The following is a 16,100-nucleotide window of genomic DNA, read 5'->3' on the forward strand; positions in this document are numbered from 1 at the left end:
GGTGCGAAAGATCGACGGCAAGCAGCCTTGTTCCTCGATTTTGCCCGATCTGGGAGATAGCGGCCAGACCAATTGCGTTGCTATGAGGTGGCGCAGCATCAATGCTGGATCTGGAGCCATCGCTTGTTCGTTTCGAAGCTTCGCCTTGCGCTCCTCGTCCTTTCCTTGCTGTTGCCGGTGGCCAACCATGCGGCGGCGCAAGGCGACACGCCCGCCGCGCTGATCGAGCAGCTGACACAATCCGAAACCGAGCTGCAGGCGATCGACCGTGCGCTCGACCGGCGTGTCGGTGCGGACGAACAGGATGCGTTGCGGGCGCGCGCGGTGGCGGCACAGCAGGCTGCGACCGGTCTGGCGAAGCAGTTGGAAGACCAGCTGGCGCGGATCGATGCGCGGCTGGCCGGCATCGGGCCTGTTGCCGAAGGGGCCACCGAAGCGCCCGATATCAGCGCCGAGCGCGCCGATCTGGCCCAACAGCGCGCCAATATCGACGCCGCCATCAAGCGGGGGCGTTTGGCCGGCGTTGAAGCGCAGCAGCTGGTGGACGAGATCGACCACAGCAGGGCCGAGCAGTTCAGCGAGCGGATCTCCACGCGCGTCGCTTCACCCCTGACGCCGCGGTTCTGGGTCGATGTGGCGGATGCGTTTCCGCGCGATGCGCGCCGCATCTCCTCGTTCTTCTCACAAGGCATGGAGCAGATCCGCGCGCGTTGGGCCGATGTTCTTTTCTGGCCGGCGCTGCTTGGCGCCGCTGGCGCTTTGATCGTTCTTTACCCGCTTCGCAGGTTTTTGAAGAGCTTTGGCCAGCGCTTTCTGATCGAGGGCGCGCCGGGGCGGCGGTTGCGCCGGTCTGCCAACGCTTTGTGGCGCATCATCGTGGGTACGCTGACGCCGCTGCTTGCCGCGACCCTGTTCGTTCAAGGGCTTCGCTGGGCCGGATTGATGGCCGATCGCTGGACCAGCGTCGCCGATGCCTTTGTTGCCGTATCCGGCTTTGCCGGCTTCGTGGTGGCCCTGGGCAGTGCCGTTTTGATGCGCGACCAGCCATCCTGGCGCGTGGCTCCCATGCAGGACGACACGGCTTCGCGCCTGACGCCCTTGTCGTGGCTGCTTGCCGGCACATCGATGTTCAACGTGTTGATGACGGCCTTCAACACGGCCGTTGGCGCAAGCCAGCCGGCGACCATCACCCTGCAGGGCCTCGAAGCCCTGCTTCAGCTGCTGCTCATCCTTGCCGCTCTGTTCATCCTGAGCCGGTTGCGAGCGGCGAAGGCTGCCAGTTCGAGTGCATCCAAGGCAACGACTGGTGCCGTGCAGAGCCTCATTTCGCTGCTGGTCTGGATTTTGGCGGCGGTATCGGCGCTCGCCCTTGTGCTCGGCTATATCAGCTTCAGCCTGTTTATCGGCCAGTTCATCGGCTGGGCGGCGATCGTGGGGGCGACGCTCTACCTTCTGATGGCGGTGGTGGACGATGTCGCAACCAGTGTGTTCACGCGCACAAGTCCGCTGGGCATCGCCATGTCGCGCGGCTTCGGTCTTCGCGGCAGCATGATCGATCAGTTCGGCCTGCTTTTGTCGGGTATCCTGCGCCTGAGCCTGGTGGCGATCGCCTTTGCGCTGCTGATGATCCCGTTTGGCGGCGGTGGCGGTTTGAATGCCTTGCTCAGCCAAGCCGGCGCGCTGGCGCAAGGTATCCAGATCGGCGGGATTTCCATCTCGCCGGGCGCCATTCTGCGCGGCGTGATCGTTCTGGTGATCGGCCTGACGCTGGTGCGCTTGTTCATGGGTTGGCTGGAAAACCGGTATCTGCCGGCAACGGATCTCGACGGCAGCGCCCGCAATTCCGTCAGCCTCGTGATGCGCTATGTCGGCATTGCCTTGGCGGTGCTCTGGGCGCTGGCTTCGCTCAACATCGGCGTCGAGCGCATCGCGCTTTTGTTGTCGGCCTTGTCGGTGGGTATCGGTTTTGGCCTTCAGGCCATCACGCAGAACTTCGTGTCGGGTCTGATCCTGTTGGCCGAGCGGCCGATCAAGATCGGCGATCTGATCCGCGTCGGCACCGATGAAGGCGATGTGAAGCGGATCAGCGTGCGGTCAACCGAGATCGTGCTCGCCGATCATTCCACGCTGATCGTGCCCAATTCCGAGCTGATCACCAAAACGGTGCTGAACAAGACGCTGGCCGGGCCGCTTGGGCGGATCCAGATCCAGTTCTCGGTGCCGATCGGAACCGATCCGCATGTCATCAGCACCATCGTCATGGAAGCCTTCCAGGCCGAGCCGGCGGTGCTGGAAGATCCTGCGCCTGCCGTGTTCGTGGACGCGATCACCGACGGGCGCATCATGTTCAACTGCTTTGCGCATGTGGCATCGCCGCGCGTGGCTTATGGACCGCGCAGCAACATCCTGATGACCCTGTTGGGCCGCTTCCGTGAAACGGGGATCGACATCGGCACGGTACCGCAACGGCTGGAGATGCTGCCGGTGGAGCGTGATCGTCAGCCGACCCGGAAACCCGAAGACGACGCCTGAGAATGCTCAGTCGTGTACGATCGGCTCTGGCTTGGGCGTGTCGGGGGCCATCGGCGGAACGGTGTCATTGCCTTCCGTCCGGTCGCGATACAAGGCGGCGCGGGCGAGCAGCATCAGCGAGACCGGCGTCGTGACCGTGACAAAGATCGCAATCAGGATCTCGTGCACGACCGGGCGCGATTGCGTCACCGAAAAGAAGATCATCGACGCCACGAGAATGCCGCCGGTGCCCCAGCTCGTTCCGAGCGTGGGCAGATGGATGCGCTCGTAGAAGCTCTTGAAGCGCAGCAGCCCGAGCGCGCCCAGAAAGGTCAGGCTCGAGCCGATCAGCAGGAACAACGCGACGAGAATGGCCGCCCACAGGGGAAAGTCGGCTGCGGCGATGCTCATTCGATCACCTCGCCGCGCATCAGGAATTTGGCGAGCGCCACCGTTGAAACGAAGCCGAGCAGGCCGATCACCAGTGCTGCCTCGAAATACATCGTGGTGCCGCTGCGGATGCCGAAGGTCAGCAGCAGAAGCATGGACGCGATATACAGGGCATCGAAGGCCAGAACGCGGTCCTGCGCACGCGGGCCGCGGATCACCCGGATGGCGGCGATGGCCATGGCGGCAAGAAGCAGGATCTGGGCGATGGCGACGGACCAGGTGAGGATGAGCCCGCTCATTCGAAAGCCTCCATCAGCAGCCGCTCATAGCGGTTCTTGATCAGATCGATCCATTCCTGTTCATCGCGCAGATCCAGCACATGGATCATCATCAGGCCGGCGGCGGAATGATATTCGACCCAGGCCGTGCCGGGCGTGCTGGTGATGATCACCGCAAGAACGGTAAGAGCAGTGCGATCCTTCAGGTCGACGGGGATGGTCACGAAGCCGGATACCCGCTCGCGATGACTGCGATCCAGCACCAGCTGCGCCACCGCGATGTTGGAGCGCACGATGTCGCCCGCCACGATGCGCAGCAGGTGCAGAAGGGGCCACCAGGATCGAATGCGGGGCTTGGCCGGCTCGAGCGGGGTCATCGCCTTGGCTGCAAGCAGCGCGATAATTGAGCCGAGCACGAGGTGACCGAGCGAGAAGCCGTTCAACAACAGCCACATCACGAGAAGGCCGAGGCTCAGAAGCGGGTAAGGAAGAACAGCGCGCATCATGGCTGGCTTCCTTCCGTCGTCGCCGGCGGCGGAACGGGCGAGGCCGACAGCACTTCCTCGACATAGACATGCGGGGCATGCATGGCGCGCGCGGTGGCATCCATATAGCGAAGCACGGGACCGCCGCCGATCGTCATGGCCGCGCAAAGCAGGAGAAGGCCGGCCACCGGCATGATCTCGACGAGCTTGATGCGTGGGATCGTGCCTTCGATCGGCGCCCAGAAGGTGCGGATACCCGCGCGTACCATGGCGACCATGGCCGCAAGGCCCGATCCGATCAGCGCTGCGGTAAAAAGCCAGCCGAACATCGAGATGTCGAGCGTCGGCTTGTTCGAGCCGATAATGGCGTCAAGCATCGCGAACTTGCCGATGAAGCCGGACAGGGGCGGCAGGCCGGCAAGCAGGATGGCGCAGGCGACGAAACACAGGCCGAGGATGGCGATCGTGCCGGGTATCAGGAGACCGGCGTCTTCCACCACGTCTTCCATATCCGGATCGTCGCCATAGGCTTCCATCGTCACCGCAAGAACGTCGGCCGCCGGGTCCTGCGCACGGTCGAGCAGTTCAACGAGAAGAAAGAAGGCGCTGAGCGCCATGGTGGAGCTCACCATGTAATAAAGCGCGCCGGAGGTGACTTCGACGGTGGAGAGACCAATGGCGGACAAAAGCGTGCCCGACGAAACCAGCACATAAAAGCCGGCGAGGCGCGCCATGCCTTGCGAGGCGAGAACGCCGGCTGATGCGAAGGCGACGGTCGCGATGCCGGCCCCGAACAGCCAAAACTCACCGAAGCCGGCCGAGGCACCTGCATCCACGCCGAACAAAAGCAGCGACAAGCGAAACAGGATGTAGATGCCGACCTTCGACAGGATCGCGAAAATGCCGGCCACGGGTGCGGCGGCGGCGGTGTAGGCGGTGGGGAGCCAGAAGCCGAGCGGATAGATGCCGGCCTTGACGAGGAAGGCCACGCCCAAAACGGCGGCGCCGGCTAGAAGCAGCGGCTGGTCGCCGGGCGTCACTGCGGGGATGCGCACTGCGAGGTCCGCCATGTTCAGCGTGCCGGTCACGCCATAGATCAGGCTGACGCCGACCAGGAACAGCAGCGATGCGGCCAGGTTGATGGCGATGTAATGCAGGCCCGCCCGCACGCGCTGGATGCCCGTTCCGTGCAGAACGAGGCCATAGGATGCGGCTAGCAGCACTTCAAAGAACACGAAGAGGTTGAACAGGTCGCCGGTCAAAAACGCGCCGTTCAGGCCCATCAACAGGAACTGGAACAAGGTGTGGTAATGCGGGCCGATGCGGTCCCAGCGCGCGAGCGAAAAGGTTAGCGACGCCAGTGCCAGCGTGCCGGTCAGAACCAGCATCAGCGCCGACAGGCGGTCCAGCACCAGGACGATGCCGAAGGGTGCGGACCAGTTTCCGAGCAGGTAAACGCCGGTGCGCGCAGCATCCGGTTCGCCGCTATCGGCAAAGCGCATGAGCACCAGGCCGACCACCAGCAGGATCACCGTCGCGACGAAGCTCAGCGTCGCCTTCAAGACATGCCGGCGCTCATCGAACAGCAGCAGGAGCGCGCCCGTCAGCAGCGGAAGCAGGATCGGAACGATCAGGAGATGGCTTCTCCACTCCATCAGTTCGGCTCCCTGCCATCGACGTGATCGCTGCCGGTCAAACCGCGCGACACGAGAAGAACGACGAGGAACAGCGCCGTGGTGGCGAAGCCGATCACGATGGCGGTGAGAACCAGCGATTGCGGCAGCGGATCGGCGTAGGCGGCCGGATCAACCGTGCCGCTTGTTACCACCGGCGCCATGTTGGAGCGCGGGCGGCTCATCGAGAAGATGAACAGGTTGACGCCATAGGAGATCAGCGAAAGCCCCACGATCACCTGATAGGTGCGCGGACGCTGCAGGAGCCAGATCCCGGAGCCGACGAGAAAGCCGATGCCAAGTGCGAGCGTCAATTCGATCATGCGACTTCCTCGATGGTTGTCGTGCTGATCTTGGCGGCGCGCAAGCGACGGATCGACTGGTGGGCAAAGACGATGAGCATCAGGACAGTGGCGCCGACCACGAGCGAGAACACGCCGAGATCGAACAGAATGGCGGTGGCAGCCGGGATTTCGCCGATCACCGGCAGGTCGATATATTGCGAGTAAGAGGTCAGGAACGGATAGCCGAACACCCAGGAGCCGATGCCAACACAGCCGGCGATCAGCAGGCCGAGGCCGATCCAGTTCACCGGCAAGATGCGCAAACGGTCTTCCACCCACACTGTGCCGGCCGCGAGATATTGCAAAATGAAGGCCGCCGACATCGCCACGCCGGCCGCAAAGCCGCCGCCCGGCAGATCATGCCCGCGCAGGAACAGATAAGCGGCAAAAACGATGATGACGGGAAACAGCCACTGCATGATGACGGACGGCACCAGCAGGTAATCGCTGACCGTTTGTCCGGTGATGCGATCGGACCGTTCTTCGTCGGTCGCGGCCTGGATGCGCTGCTGTTCGGGGGATTCGATCGTGTCCGGTGCCGGGCGGAAACGGCGGAACAAGGCGAAGACGGTGAGCGCCACGATGCCGAGAACCGTGATTTCGCCGAACGTGTCGAAGCCGCGGAAATCCACCAGGATGACGTTGACGACATTGCGGCCGCCGCCTTCCTCATAGGCCTTGCGCAGGAAGAAGCCGCTGATCGTGTCGGGTGAGGGCCGCGTCATGACCGCATAGCTCAACAGCGTCATTCCGAGGCCGGCAACCGCCGCCACAAGCAGGTCGCGTCCGCGCCGCAGCTTGGTGGAAATGGGCGCGCGGCCAAGTTCGGTGTCTTCCCAGCGCTTGGGCAGCCAGCGCAGACCGAGCAGAATCAGAACGGCGGTGACGATTTCCACCAGAAGCTGCGTGACCGCGAGGTCGGGTGCCGACAGCCACACGAAGGTGATGCAGGTCACCACGCCAGCCCCGCCGAGAAGGATCAAGGCGACGAGGCGGTGGAACTTGGCCTGATGCGCCGCACCCACCGCACATGCGATGCCGATCACCCAAAGAAGGGCGAAGGGGATGTCGATCTGGCCCAGTTCGAAAAGCCCGAGGCCGAAATTGCTGTTGTAGAAGGGGATGGCAGCGGCAACCAGTGAAACGGCCACGAGCAAGCGCAGCTGCTGCTGCATGCGGCGTGTGCCGAGCGTCGCTTCCACCAGACGGGCAAAGCGCCACGACACGAACACCAGCACGCGCTCGAAGATGCGCTGGCCTTTCAAGCGCCGGAAGTAGGGCGGACCTTCTTCGCAATGGGCGAGGTAATGGCGCAAAAGCACGTAAAGCAGCGCGCCGCCGATCAGCGCGATCACAGACATGCCCAAAGGCACGGTCAGACCATGCCAGACCGCGAGGCTATAGGCTGGCGTATCCGCTCCGAGCACCGAAACAACGGCGATATGAAGGAAGGAGCCGACGGTGATTGCCGGGATGATGCCGATCACCAGACAGGCCAGTACGAGGAGCTGGATCGGCAGGCGCATGAGGAAAGGCGGTTCATGCGGCTCGCGCGGCAGATCGGCCGGACGCTCGCCGAAGAACACGGCATGGATGAAGCGGATCGAATAGGTGACGGCAAAGGCGCTCGCGATCACCGCGACGTAAGGGGCGGCGGTATCGAGGATCGAATCTGCATGGGTTTCGATCGCTTCGGCAAAGAACATTTCCTTCGACAGAAAGCCGTTCAACAGCGGCACGCCGGCCATTGCAGCACTCGCAACCATCGCAAGTGTTGCGGTGTAGGGCATCAGCTTGAACAGACCGCCGAGCTTCTGCATGTCTCGCGTGCCGCTTTCATGGTCGATGATACCCGCCGCCATGAAGAGCGATGCCTTGAAGGTCGCATGATTCATCATGTGGAAAATGGCGGCCACCGCGCCGAGGGGGCTGCCGAGGCTCAAGAGCAGCGTGATCAGGCCGAGATGGCTGATCGTGGAATAAGCCAGCAGGCCTTTGATGTCGCGCTGGAAGATCGCGAAATACGCGCCGAGCAGGAGCGACGCTGCGCCGGCAAAGCCGGTCAGCCAGAACCATTCATAGGTTCCGCCGAGCACCGGCCAGAGACGCGCCATCAGAAACACGCCGGCCTTCACCATGGTGGCGGAATGCAGGAAGGCGGAAACGGGCGTGGGGGCCGCCATCGCGTTGGGCAACCAGAAATGGAACGGGAACTGCGCGCTCTTGGTAAAGGCGCCGAGCAGAACCAGGCAGATGGCTGGCACATAAAGCGGGTGCGATCGGATCAGGTCGCCCGAATCCAGCACGGCGTCGAGATCATAGCTGCCGACGATATGGCCGATCAGCAAAACGCCCGCGAGCAGTCCCAGGCCGCCCACACCGGTAATCGTCAGCGACATGCGCGCGCCATCGCGCGCATCGGCCTTCTGGTACCAGTAGCCGATCAGCATGAAGGATATGATGCTGGTGAGTTCCCAAAATACGACCAGCAGGATCAGATTGCCCGACAGGATGATGCCGAGCATCGCGCCCATGAAGGCGAGGAAGAAGGCGTAGAAGCGCGGGATCGCGTCGTCCGGCGACATGTAATAGCGCGAGTAGATGACGACGAGGAAGCCGATACACGTGACCAGCATCGAGAACAGCCAGGCGAACCCGTCCATCCGCAGGCTGAAGGACAGGCCGAGCGTCGGCAGCCATTCTATGTTGAGCCGCACCGGCGTGCCGGTGGCAACGGCCGGGAAAAGGCTGGCCGACAACACGACCGCACCCAGCGTGACGAGGGCTGCCGCCCATGTTTCGGCGTTACGGGCATTGGGTGGAAACAAGGCTGCGAGGCAGGCGCCTGCGAAAGGCAGGGCGATCAGCATCATCAGCATGGTTTCACTGTTCATTCCCGCCCGGGCCCTCTCAACACGTCAAATCGCTCTTGTGGTATATCGCCCATTATGGTTGACTTATGGCCGAAACAGCAAGGGCCTTTGTGAGGGTTTTTGATTGAATGCCGTTATTTCCGGAACAATGTCGTGCAGCGCGCGGCCTGCTCAACTGGACGCAGGAGCAGCTGGCTGTCACGGCCGGCGTTTCGCGCAGCACGATCAAGGATTTCGAGTGCCATCGCCACGCGCTGCACCGGTCCTCGGAAGATCTGCTGATCCGGGCGTTCGAGGACAGGGGCGTCGAGCTGTTGTTTGAAGGCAAGGAGGGGTTCGGCGTGCGGCTTTCACCGTTGGATGCCGCCAAGGCTTCCTGAAAAGAACAAAGGCTTGCCCATGAGCAAGCCTCTCGATCCTTTCCGCTCCCTCAGCGCAGGCGGCGTTTGCGCCCGACGGGCTTCCGCTTCGGCTTGAGCCGCGACCGCAAGGCCATTGCGCCCAATCCGAGCACAGCCAGGCCGCCAACGGCACCAACCGCGATAACGGTTGCCAGCGCGCGCTGTTCCGGCGAGCGCAAACCGCCGTCGATCCCCTGAACCTGGGTGGGCGGCGTAAACAGGTTGCCGTTGCTCTTTGCGATCGGCTCGGCTTGGTCGAGATAGGATCGCATGAAGATCCCCATGAAGCGCGTGATGTAGCGAGGAAAGAGGGTCGTTCCTAGGCGGATCAGGCTCGAACCCTCGCCGATGAGGATCGTGGAGCGCGGATTCTCGGCAGCGCTGAGCACGGCTTTCGCAACACGGCGCGCGTCGATCACCGGTGGCGGTGCGGTCAGCACCTTACCCGTGAAGTTACCGGCATTGTGGATGCCGGGCGTGTCCACGAAGGTCGGATAGATATCGCAGATGTGAATGTCTGGATGATCCACCAGCTCGCCGCGCAGGGCCTCGCTGAAGCCCCTTAGCCCGAACTTGCTGGCGCTATAGGTCGCCGCGAACGGAACGGCTGCGAAGGCGCCAACAGAAATCATGTTGACGAAAGTACCGCGATCCTGGCGCAGGAAGATCGGCAAAACGGCATGGGCATCGTTGATGTGGCCGATCAGACTGGAGCGCAGCACCTGCTCATGCGCTTCGATCGGCGTTTCATGGAATGCGCCAACGGCACCGACACCGACATTGGACACCCAGACATCGATCCGGCCGCCGAATTCGAGCGCCTTTTCGGCCAGGGTCTTCACGGCTGCCGAGTCTGTAACGTCGGTTGGCACCACCAGCACTTCCGAGCCGAACGCCCGGCATGTCTGCGCCACCGCTTCCAGGGCGGGCTTGCCGCGCGCCGCCAGAACGAGCCGCACGCCCCGTCTGGCAAAGGCTTCCGCCGTTGCCTGACCGATGCCGCTCGAAGCACCGGTGATCACCACAACGGACCCTAGAAGTTTATGCCGTGTCATGCGCGAGCCTCCTTGTTGCTGCGGATAACCGACGAACAAGCAGGCTGTTCCCGTTCTACGTGAACTATGGGGTAGAACGCCGTGGGGGATGCGCGATCAGGCGGCGACAACGAGCATGCTGGAGATCTGAACGCGGTTGCGACCGTCGTTCTTTGCCTCGTAGCAGGCTCGGTCGGAGCGCTCCAGGATCGCTTCGAACGGCTCGGGCGAACCGGAACAGATCGCCACGCCGATCGAGGCCGTGACCGACACATCGCCGGCCAGCGTACAGATGGGACGCGCATGCAGCGTCAGGCGGATATGTTCGGCCAGACGCTTGGCGAGGCGCGGCGATGTATGCGGCATCACGATGCAGAATTCCTCACCGCCGATGCGCGCCACGAGATCGCAAGCTGCCGTGTGCTCGCGCAACAGATCGGCGAAGCGTTCGAGAACAACATCGCCACAGGCATGGCCAAAGCGATCATTGATGCTCTTGAAGTGGTCGAGGTCGATCACGAGGATGGCGGTGCCGGGCTGCACGAGCCGGCGCCCGAGCTGGTCGAACAGAGCGCGGCGGTTCAGGAGGCCGGTGAGCGGATCCGTCATGGCGGCATTGTGGTGGCGTCGCGCGACCCGCGTCTGGTTCAAGGCAAGCGAGATCGCACCGATGCCGGTGATGCCGATGATGGCCATGATCGAGTTGAGATCTTCGGCCCAGTTGGCCGGGCGCGCGGTCAGGATCATCTGGCCTTCGATCATGATCGGAATGCAGCAAAACAGGAAAGATACGGCCGTTGCGCAGTAAAGCACGGCGTTGACCGCCATCGGCAAAGGCGCTTCGTGCCGCCCAAGCCAGGAATGCATCCCGCACATCATCAGCAGGCCGGCAATCGCGACATTGGCCAGAATGGTTGCCGGTCCCGACAAGCCGGCTGCGAAAGCGATGGCCATCGGCAGAATAGCCACCAGACCGAGCCAGACCTGATGCGTCCAGAAGGCTTTGTTCCAGCGAAACTGCAGGCAGCCTGCGTGAACGAGAACAAAACCCAGGATAAGGAAGGCGAACGACCCGCATTGAACCGCCGGATGGTAGCTTCTGTCGAGCAAGCCAAACAGGATCACGCCGATCACGATCAGCACCAGGGCAAAGGCCCAGGTCAGAAGAAAGCTGTCGGTTCTTGTCGTAACCCAGCTCAACAGCAAGGTGACGCAGAGGGCTGCGCCCGAAAAACCTATCGCTGCAAGTAGGGAATACTGATCGAGAAGCATGTCCACCGTATAACCGGGCTATGCCAAAGGTGTATAATCGTCATGCTTGAATTCATAGGTCGCTTGGAAACACGGCCCGGAAACGCAAGTATCATCGCCTGACATCATGACCAAACGGTTAATGACCGGTGGCCTGCACCAACGCTGCACGGTGCTCGATCAGTCGGTCTCTTCGACGGAAAAAGGCGACCGCCGGTGGGACGGTCGCCTTTCGCATGGAAGGCTTCAAACTAAAGGGGGAACGCAGAGCCTTCCGGGCTGTCCCGGCGCGCGCGGGGAAGGAGCGCCGGGAGTTTCGCGTTCGATCAGGCTGCCAGGAAGAAGCCGTTGTCGATCGTTGCACCGACAAGCGCGACGTTTTCGGCGCTGTCGGAGAAGCCGGCAAGAACCTGGGCCCGGCTTTGCACGCCTGCATCGAGCTGGTCGGTCCAGTAATCGATCCCGGCATCTTCGCCCGAGCGTTGCAGGATGTTCTCGTAAAGTTCTTCGATGAAGTCCTGCGTGCTCAGCGCTCCATAGGTCTGCTGGAACTCGCGCGAAGACAGGAAGTCCGCCGCAACCTGCGTCATGCCCTTGGCACCGCTGTCGAGAACGTCGATCCAGTAATCGAGACCTGCCGCATCCGGTGCGCGGTCGAAGGCCGCCTGATAGATGCGATAGGCATAGCCCGCGGTTTCGCCGATGCCGGTGTCGAGATGGAGCGTACCGTCGGAAAAGGCGACGCGCTCCACGTTCTGGAGATAATCGACCTTGTCGCCGTTGGAAATGAACACGCCATTGGCTTGCACCGCATAGTTGAAGCCGGACGCGGATGTCCCGTAGGAAACCTGATCCGTTCCACCCATGCCTTCGACGAAGTAGGACTGGCTTGCATCGAGCACGAACTGATCGGAGCCACCCGTGCCCATCAGCACGATGTCGAAATCGCCGGGATCTGTGCTGTTGTCGGGAATGCCGTTGTTGTCGAGATCGCCGCTGATATCGAGACCGAGATTGATCGTGTCGAGAAGATTGACGTCGATCAGGCCATCGCCGTCGCGATCCAGAAGCGATGCGTTGATGCCATCATTGAGCAGTCCGACATCGACCAACCCGTCGCCATCGCGGTCGAGAACCGCCACGCTCAAGAGATTGCTGCCATTGTCGTCGGGCAGAATGCCGAGCTTGAGCAGGGCCTGTTCGTCAAGCAGGTTGACGTTGACCAGCCCGTCGAGCAGGCCGGTCGTGTTCACGCCGCTCAACAAACCGCCGCCGCTGCCGCCGGTGATGGGGTTCAACAAGCCACTGAGCCCACCAAGCCCGACACTCGCAGACCCACTTCCAGAAACACTTCCAGTTGGGCCGCTGACACCCAGCAAGCCATCAACCGTATCTCCTACACCTGGAATGATATTACCAACCAAAGCCATGACTACCTCCTTCTTGGTTTGTGGGGGTAGGCTGGCCAGCGGAATTAAAGTACCTGTTAATTCAACGCTCGGTTTTAGAAACAAACGAAAATCTCTACCTGAAGTAGAATCCATGATTTATGTACACTTATACTACAGTGGCTGTTCTGGCATGTCGCAAAAGCACGGTGATCCAGTCATCGCTCTGGCATCCCTGGTCGCGCTTCGGCCGTGTTGCGCTTGACGGAAAGGGATTCGGCGACTAGCCCGGCCAAAACATCCGCCGGAGCTTACCCGATGTTCCATTCGACGATCATGGCCCCCTCGGTTCTGTCCGCCGACTTCGCGCGGCTGGGCGAAGAAGTCGAAGCGGTTGTGGAAGCGGGCGCCGACTGGATCCACCTCGATGTGATGGACGGGCATTTCGTGCCCAACATCACCTTCGGCCCCCCGATCATCAAGGCGATCCGCAAGCACACGGATGCCTTCTTCGATTGTCATCTGATGATCGCCCCCACCGACGCTTATCTGGAAGCTTTCGCGGATGCGGGCTGCGATGCCATCACCGTGCATGCCGAAGCCGGGCCGCATCTCGACCGTTCGTTGCAGGCCATCAAGGCGCTGGGCAAACAGGCCGGTGTGGCCTTGAACCCGTCTACGCCTGAAAGCGTCATCGACTATGTGCTCGACCGGCTCGACCTTGTTCTCCTGATGACAGTCAATCCAGGGTTCGGCGGACAGGCCTTCATTCCCGCCGTGCTGGACAAGGTGCGCCGGGTGAAAACGATGATTGGCGACCGGGACATCAAGATCTCGATCGATGGCGGCGTGACACCGCAAACCGCGCCGCTGCTTGCAAAGGCGGGTGCGCAGGTTTTGGTTGCGGGATCGGCCGTGTTCAAGCCCGGTGGTATTGAAACATACCGCAACAATATTCTTTCCATCCGTCAGGCGGCGGACAATGCGCGTTCGGAGGCAGCATGATCTCTTGGCCCAAAGCGGTTCTGTTTGATTTCGACGGCACCTTGATCGATTCCGCTCTCGATATTCATGCCGCCACCAACATGCTTCTGGCGCGCGACGGGCTTGGTCCGCTCAGCCTGCCGGACGTGAAGGCGATGATCGGCGAGGGTACCCGCAAGCTGGTGGAACGCGCCTTCGCGGCAGCGGGCCGTTCGCTGGATGATGCCGAGCTGGACGACAAATATGGGCAGATGGTGCCGCTTTATGCCGCCAACCTCACCAAGCTGACGCAACTGATGCCGGGTACCACCGAGGCGTTGACCGCGCTGCAGCGCGACAAGGTCGCGATGGCGCTTGTTACCAACAAGCCAGACTTCGCCATTGCCGAGATCCTCGAGCATTTCGATCTTGCCAATTATTTCCCGGTGATCGTTGGCGGTGAATCCGGCGTGCCGCACAAGCCGGCACCCGACATGTTGTATCTCGCCTTGGAAAAGCTCGGCGTGGAAGCCGGAGATGCCCTGTTCGTGGGCGACAGCCCGGCCGATGCGCGCTCTGCCCAGGCGGCAAACATGAAGCTCGTTCTGGTTGAAGGCGGGTATTCGCGTGAACCGCTCGAAAGCCTCGGTGCCGACGTCGTTCTGCAGGATCTGAGCGAACTAGAAGCAGCGCTTGCCCGTCTTGCACCGAAAGGCTGAAGCGCAGCGGGTGGCAAGATCTGCTTAATGTCCGTCAACAGGCGTGTTCAGTGAACGTCAAGCATTGGCTGATAGGTGTCCCGTCATGGGGAAGCTTCTGATTGTTGAAGACGACGAATCGGTGCGCATGTTTACCGCGCGTGCCTTGACCGCGTCCGGGCACACTGTGGAAACGGCGGCCGACGGCGAAGATGGGCTGGCGGCGATCACGGCCGCTCATGGCCAGTTCGACCTCGTTCTGTCGGATATTCGCATGCCTGTCATGGACGGCATCGACATGGCCAAGCAGGCGGCAAACGCCTTTCCTGGCCTGCGCATTCTTCTGATGACGGGCTATGCCGAACAGCGCGAGCGTGCGGCGGAACTCGAAAACATCGTGATCGACGTCGTGTCGAAACCCTTTACGCTTGCGGATATCCGCAACAAGGTTCGAGACGCACTCGCACAGTAGCGCCGAGACACGGGCTTCGGCTGCCGTGTCAGGAACGATCGATCACTTCGCGCGCCAGCAGGAACAAGCGCGTTTCTGCCAAGTTACTTCCTTCAGCCAAGAGGCTTTAGCCGGAGTATGCGCGTGCTGGATCCCAACGACAATCTTGACCCGATCGACGAGACGAACAGCGTTCCCGGCGAAAGCGAAAGCACGGGTGACAAGCTCGAAGCGATCGTTGAAGTGCCGAAGATCCCCGGACTGGTTTACCAGACCGATGAAGGGCCCGGCATCACCCGCATTCGCGCCGGCACCGGGTTCGGCTACCGCGATCCCGATGGCAAGAAGATCACCGACATGGACGTGCGCGATCGTATCCGCATGCTGGCCATTCCGCCGGCCTGGGAGAATGTCTGGATTTCGCCCAATCCGTCCGGTCATATTCAGGCGACCGGACGCGACGTGAAGGGACGCAAGCAGTATCGCTATCATCCCAAATGGTCGGAACATCGCGACGAACAGAAATATTCCAACCTCAGCAATTTCGCCGATGCGCTGCCTTTGCTGCGCATGCAGGTGGAAAGCGATCTGCGGCGGCGCGGTTTGCCGTTCGAGCGCGTGGTGGCCTCCATCGTGTGGCTGCTCGACAATACGATGATCCGCGTCGGCAATCCCGCTTATGCGCGTGACAACAAGAGCTTCGGACTTACCACCCTGCGCGACCGGCATGTGAAGATCGAAGGCTCGAAGCTGCGCTTCGCCTTTCGCGGCAAGTCGGGCAAGGAATGGAACCTGGGACTGGTCGACCAGCGCATGGCCAAGATCATTCGCGCCACGCAGGACCTGCCGGGACAATCGCTGTTTCAGTATCTGGATGAAGACGGCAACCGGCACGCGATCCGCTCCGACGAGGTCAACGCCTATATTCGCGAACATACGCGCGGCGAATTTTCCGCCCGCAACTTCCGCACATGGGGCGGCACGATCAATGCGGCGTCCATCTTCAAGGATACGCCGCTGCCTGAAACGCAACGCGCCGCAAAGATCGCGCTCAACGGCGTGCTCGACCGCGTCGCCACGCGGCTCGGCAACACCCGCGCGGTTTGCCGCCGATCCTATATTCATCCGCGCGTAATCGAAGGCTGGTCGGACGGCACGCTGGAAAACGAGCTGAAGGAAGCCCGTCGGTCCTGGCGCAAACCGGTGGAAGGCCTCGACGAAGAAGAAACCACGGTCAAAAAGTGGCTGGCAAGCCGACAGGCCTGACCAGGAACTTTCGCCTCTTCAAAGCATCGTTTCTTGACCCATATCGTGTCAGGGTCCATCACGCGGCAGCGGCATTGGTTGCTGTTGCGCGGGG

The 16,100-nt window shown here is 61.8% G+C and carries 15 protein-coding genes; 6 read left to right on the forward strand and 9 right to left on the reverse strand.

Translation table 11 applies throughout. The features are described 5' to 3' along the window. Window positions 1-123: 123 nt before the first annotated feature. Entirely contained in the window at window positions 124-2,532 is a 2,409-nt protein-coding gene (locus JYU29_RS16835; RefSeq protein ID WP_213986011.1) for a DUF3772 domain-containing protein, read from the forward strand. 6 nt (window positions 2,533-2,538) lie between these two features. Here the strand turns inward: JYU29_RS16835 and mnhG are convergent, their stop codons facing one another. From mnhG to JYU29_RS16865, 6 genes are read right to left on the reverse strand one after another with little or no spacing between them, the layout of a single operon-like run. Further along, on the reverse strand, window positions 2,539-2,922 hold the full coding sequence (gene mnhG, locus JYU29_RS16840; protein WP_213986012.1) for a monovalent cation/H(+) antiporter subunit G: 384 nt from the start codon (window positions 2,920-2,922) through the stop codon (window positions 2,539-2,541). Then, window positions 2,919-3,200 (reverse strand): K+/H+ antiporter subunit F, encoded by a 282-nt coding sequence (locus JYU29_RS16845; protein WP_213986013.1) that lies wholly within the window; start codon window positions 3,198-3,200, stop codon window positions 2,919-2,921. Before JYU29_RS16845 ends, mnhG begins: the two co-directional genes overlap by 4 nt. Further along, complete coding sequence (locus JYU29_RS16850; protein ID WP_213986014.1) at window positions 3,197-3,685, reverse strand: Na+/H+ antiporter subunit E; 489 nt, start codon at window positions 3,683-3,685, stop codon at window positions 3,197-3,199. The genes JYU29_RS16845 and JYU29_RS16850 overlap by 4 nt, the downstream gene beginning before the upstream one ends. Beyond that, window positions 3,682-5,319, reverse strand: a complete 1,638-nt coding sequence (locus JYU29_RS16855; RefSeq protein WP_213986015.1) for a monovalent cation/H+ antiporter subunit D — start codon at window positions 5,317-5,319, stop codon at window positions 3,682-3,684. Before JYU29_RS16855 ends, JYU29_RS16850 begins: the two co-directional genes overlap by 4 nt. Beyond that, window positions 5,319-5,657, reverse strand: coding sequence for a Na+/H+ antiporter subunit C (locus tag JYU29_RS16860; protein ID WP_213986091.1), 339 nt, complete (start codon window positions 5,655-5,657; stop codon window positions 5,319-5,321). The genes JYU29_RS16855 and JYU29_RS16860 overlap by 1 nt, the downstream gene beginning before the upstream one ends. Beyond that, window positions 5,657-8,575 (reverse strand): monovalent cation/H+ antiporter subunit A, encoded by a 2,919-nt coding sequence (locus tag JYU29_RS16865; RefSeq protein ID WP_213986016.1) that lies wholly within the window; start codon window positions 8,573-8,575, stop codon window positions 5,657-5,659. Before JYU29_RS16865 ends, JYU29_RS16860 begins: the two co-directional genes overlap by 1 nt. A gap of 107 nt (window positions 8,576-8,682) precedes the next feature. Here JYU29_RS16865 and JYU29_RS16870 point away from each other — a divergent pair, with 107 nt between their 5' ends. Further along, the gene (locus JYU29_RS16870) at window positions 8,683-8,934 is read left to right on the forward strand and encodes a helix-turn-helix domain-containing protein (protein WP_213986017.1); all 252 of its coding nucleotides are present in this window, start codon (window positions 8,683-8,685) and stop codon (window positions 8,932-8,934) included. Window positions 8,935-8,984: 50 nt separating this feature from the next. Here JYU29_RS16870 and JYU29_RS16875 read toward each other — a convergent pair whose 3' ends face one another. The 3 genes from JYU29_RS16875 to JYU29_RS16885 all read right to left on the reverse strand — a co-directional run bounded on the left by JYU29_RS16875 (window position 8,985) and on the right by JYU29_RS16885 (window position 12,670). Then, on the reverse strand, window positions 8,985-10,010 hold the full coding sequence (locus JYU29_RS16875) for an SDR family oxidoreductase (RefSeq protein ID WP_213986018.1): 1,026 nt from the start codon (window positions 10,008-10,010) through the stop codon (window positions 8,985-8,987). 96 nt (window positions 10,011-10,106) lie between these two features. Next, window positions 10,107-11,261 carry a GGDEF domain-containing protein gene (locus tag JYU29_RS16880; RefSeq protein ID WP_213986092.1) on the reverse strand — a complete coding sequence of 385 codons (1,155 nt, stop codon included), beginning with the start codon at window positions 11,259-11,261 and terminating at the stop codon, window positions 10,107-10,109. A 305-nt stretch (window positions 11,262-11,566) separates the two neighbouring features. Further along, window positions 11,567-12,670, reverse strand: a complete 1,104-nt coding sequence (locus JYU29_RS16885) for a DUF4214 domain-containing protein (RefSeq protein WP_213986019.1) — start codon at window positions 12,668-12,670, stop codon at window positions 11,567-11,569. Between the two features lie 276 nt (window positions 12,671-12,946). Between JYU29_RS16885 and rpe the strand changes: the two genes are divergently transcribed. The 4 genes from rpe (at window position 12,947) to JYU29_RS16905 (ending at window position 16,006) form a co-directional block, all read left to right on the forward strand. Further along, complete coding sequence (rpe, locus tag JYU29_RS16890) at window positions 12,947-13,633, forward strand: ribulose-phosphate 3-epimerase (RefSeq protein WP_213986020.1); 687 nt, start codon at window positions 12,947-12,949, stop codon at window positions 13,631-13,633. Beyond that, window positions 13,630-14,310: a phosphoglycolate phosphatase gene (gene gph / locus JYU29_RS16895; RefSeq protein WP_213986021.1), complete on the forward strand. Its 681-nt coding sequence runs from the start codon at window positions 13,630-13,632 to the stop codon at window positions 14,308-14,310. Before rpe ends, gph begins: the two co-directional genes overlap by 4 nt. Window positions 14,311-14,395: 85 nt before the next feature. Continuing rightward, window positions 14,396-14,761, forward strand: coding sequence for a response regulator (locus JYU29_RS16900; RefSeq protein ID WP_213986022.1), 366 nt, complete (start codon window positions 14,396-14,398; stop codon window positions 14,759-14,761). A gap of 213 nt (window positions 14,762-14,974) precedes the next feature. Continuing rightward, window positions 14,975-16,006, forward strand: coding sequence for a DNA topoisomerase IB (locus JYU29_RS16905; RefSeq protein WP_431192875.1), 1,032 nt, complete (start codon window positions 14,975-14,977; stop codon window positions 16,004-16,006). Window positions 16,007-16,100 lie beyond the last annotated feature (94 nt).

It is taken from the genome of Tianweitania aestuarii (genome assembly GCF_018457165.1).
GTDB lineage: Bacteria > Pseudomonadota > Alphaproteobacteria > Rhizobiales > Rhizobiaceae > Tianweitania > Tianweitania aestuarii.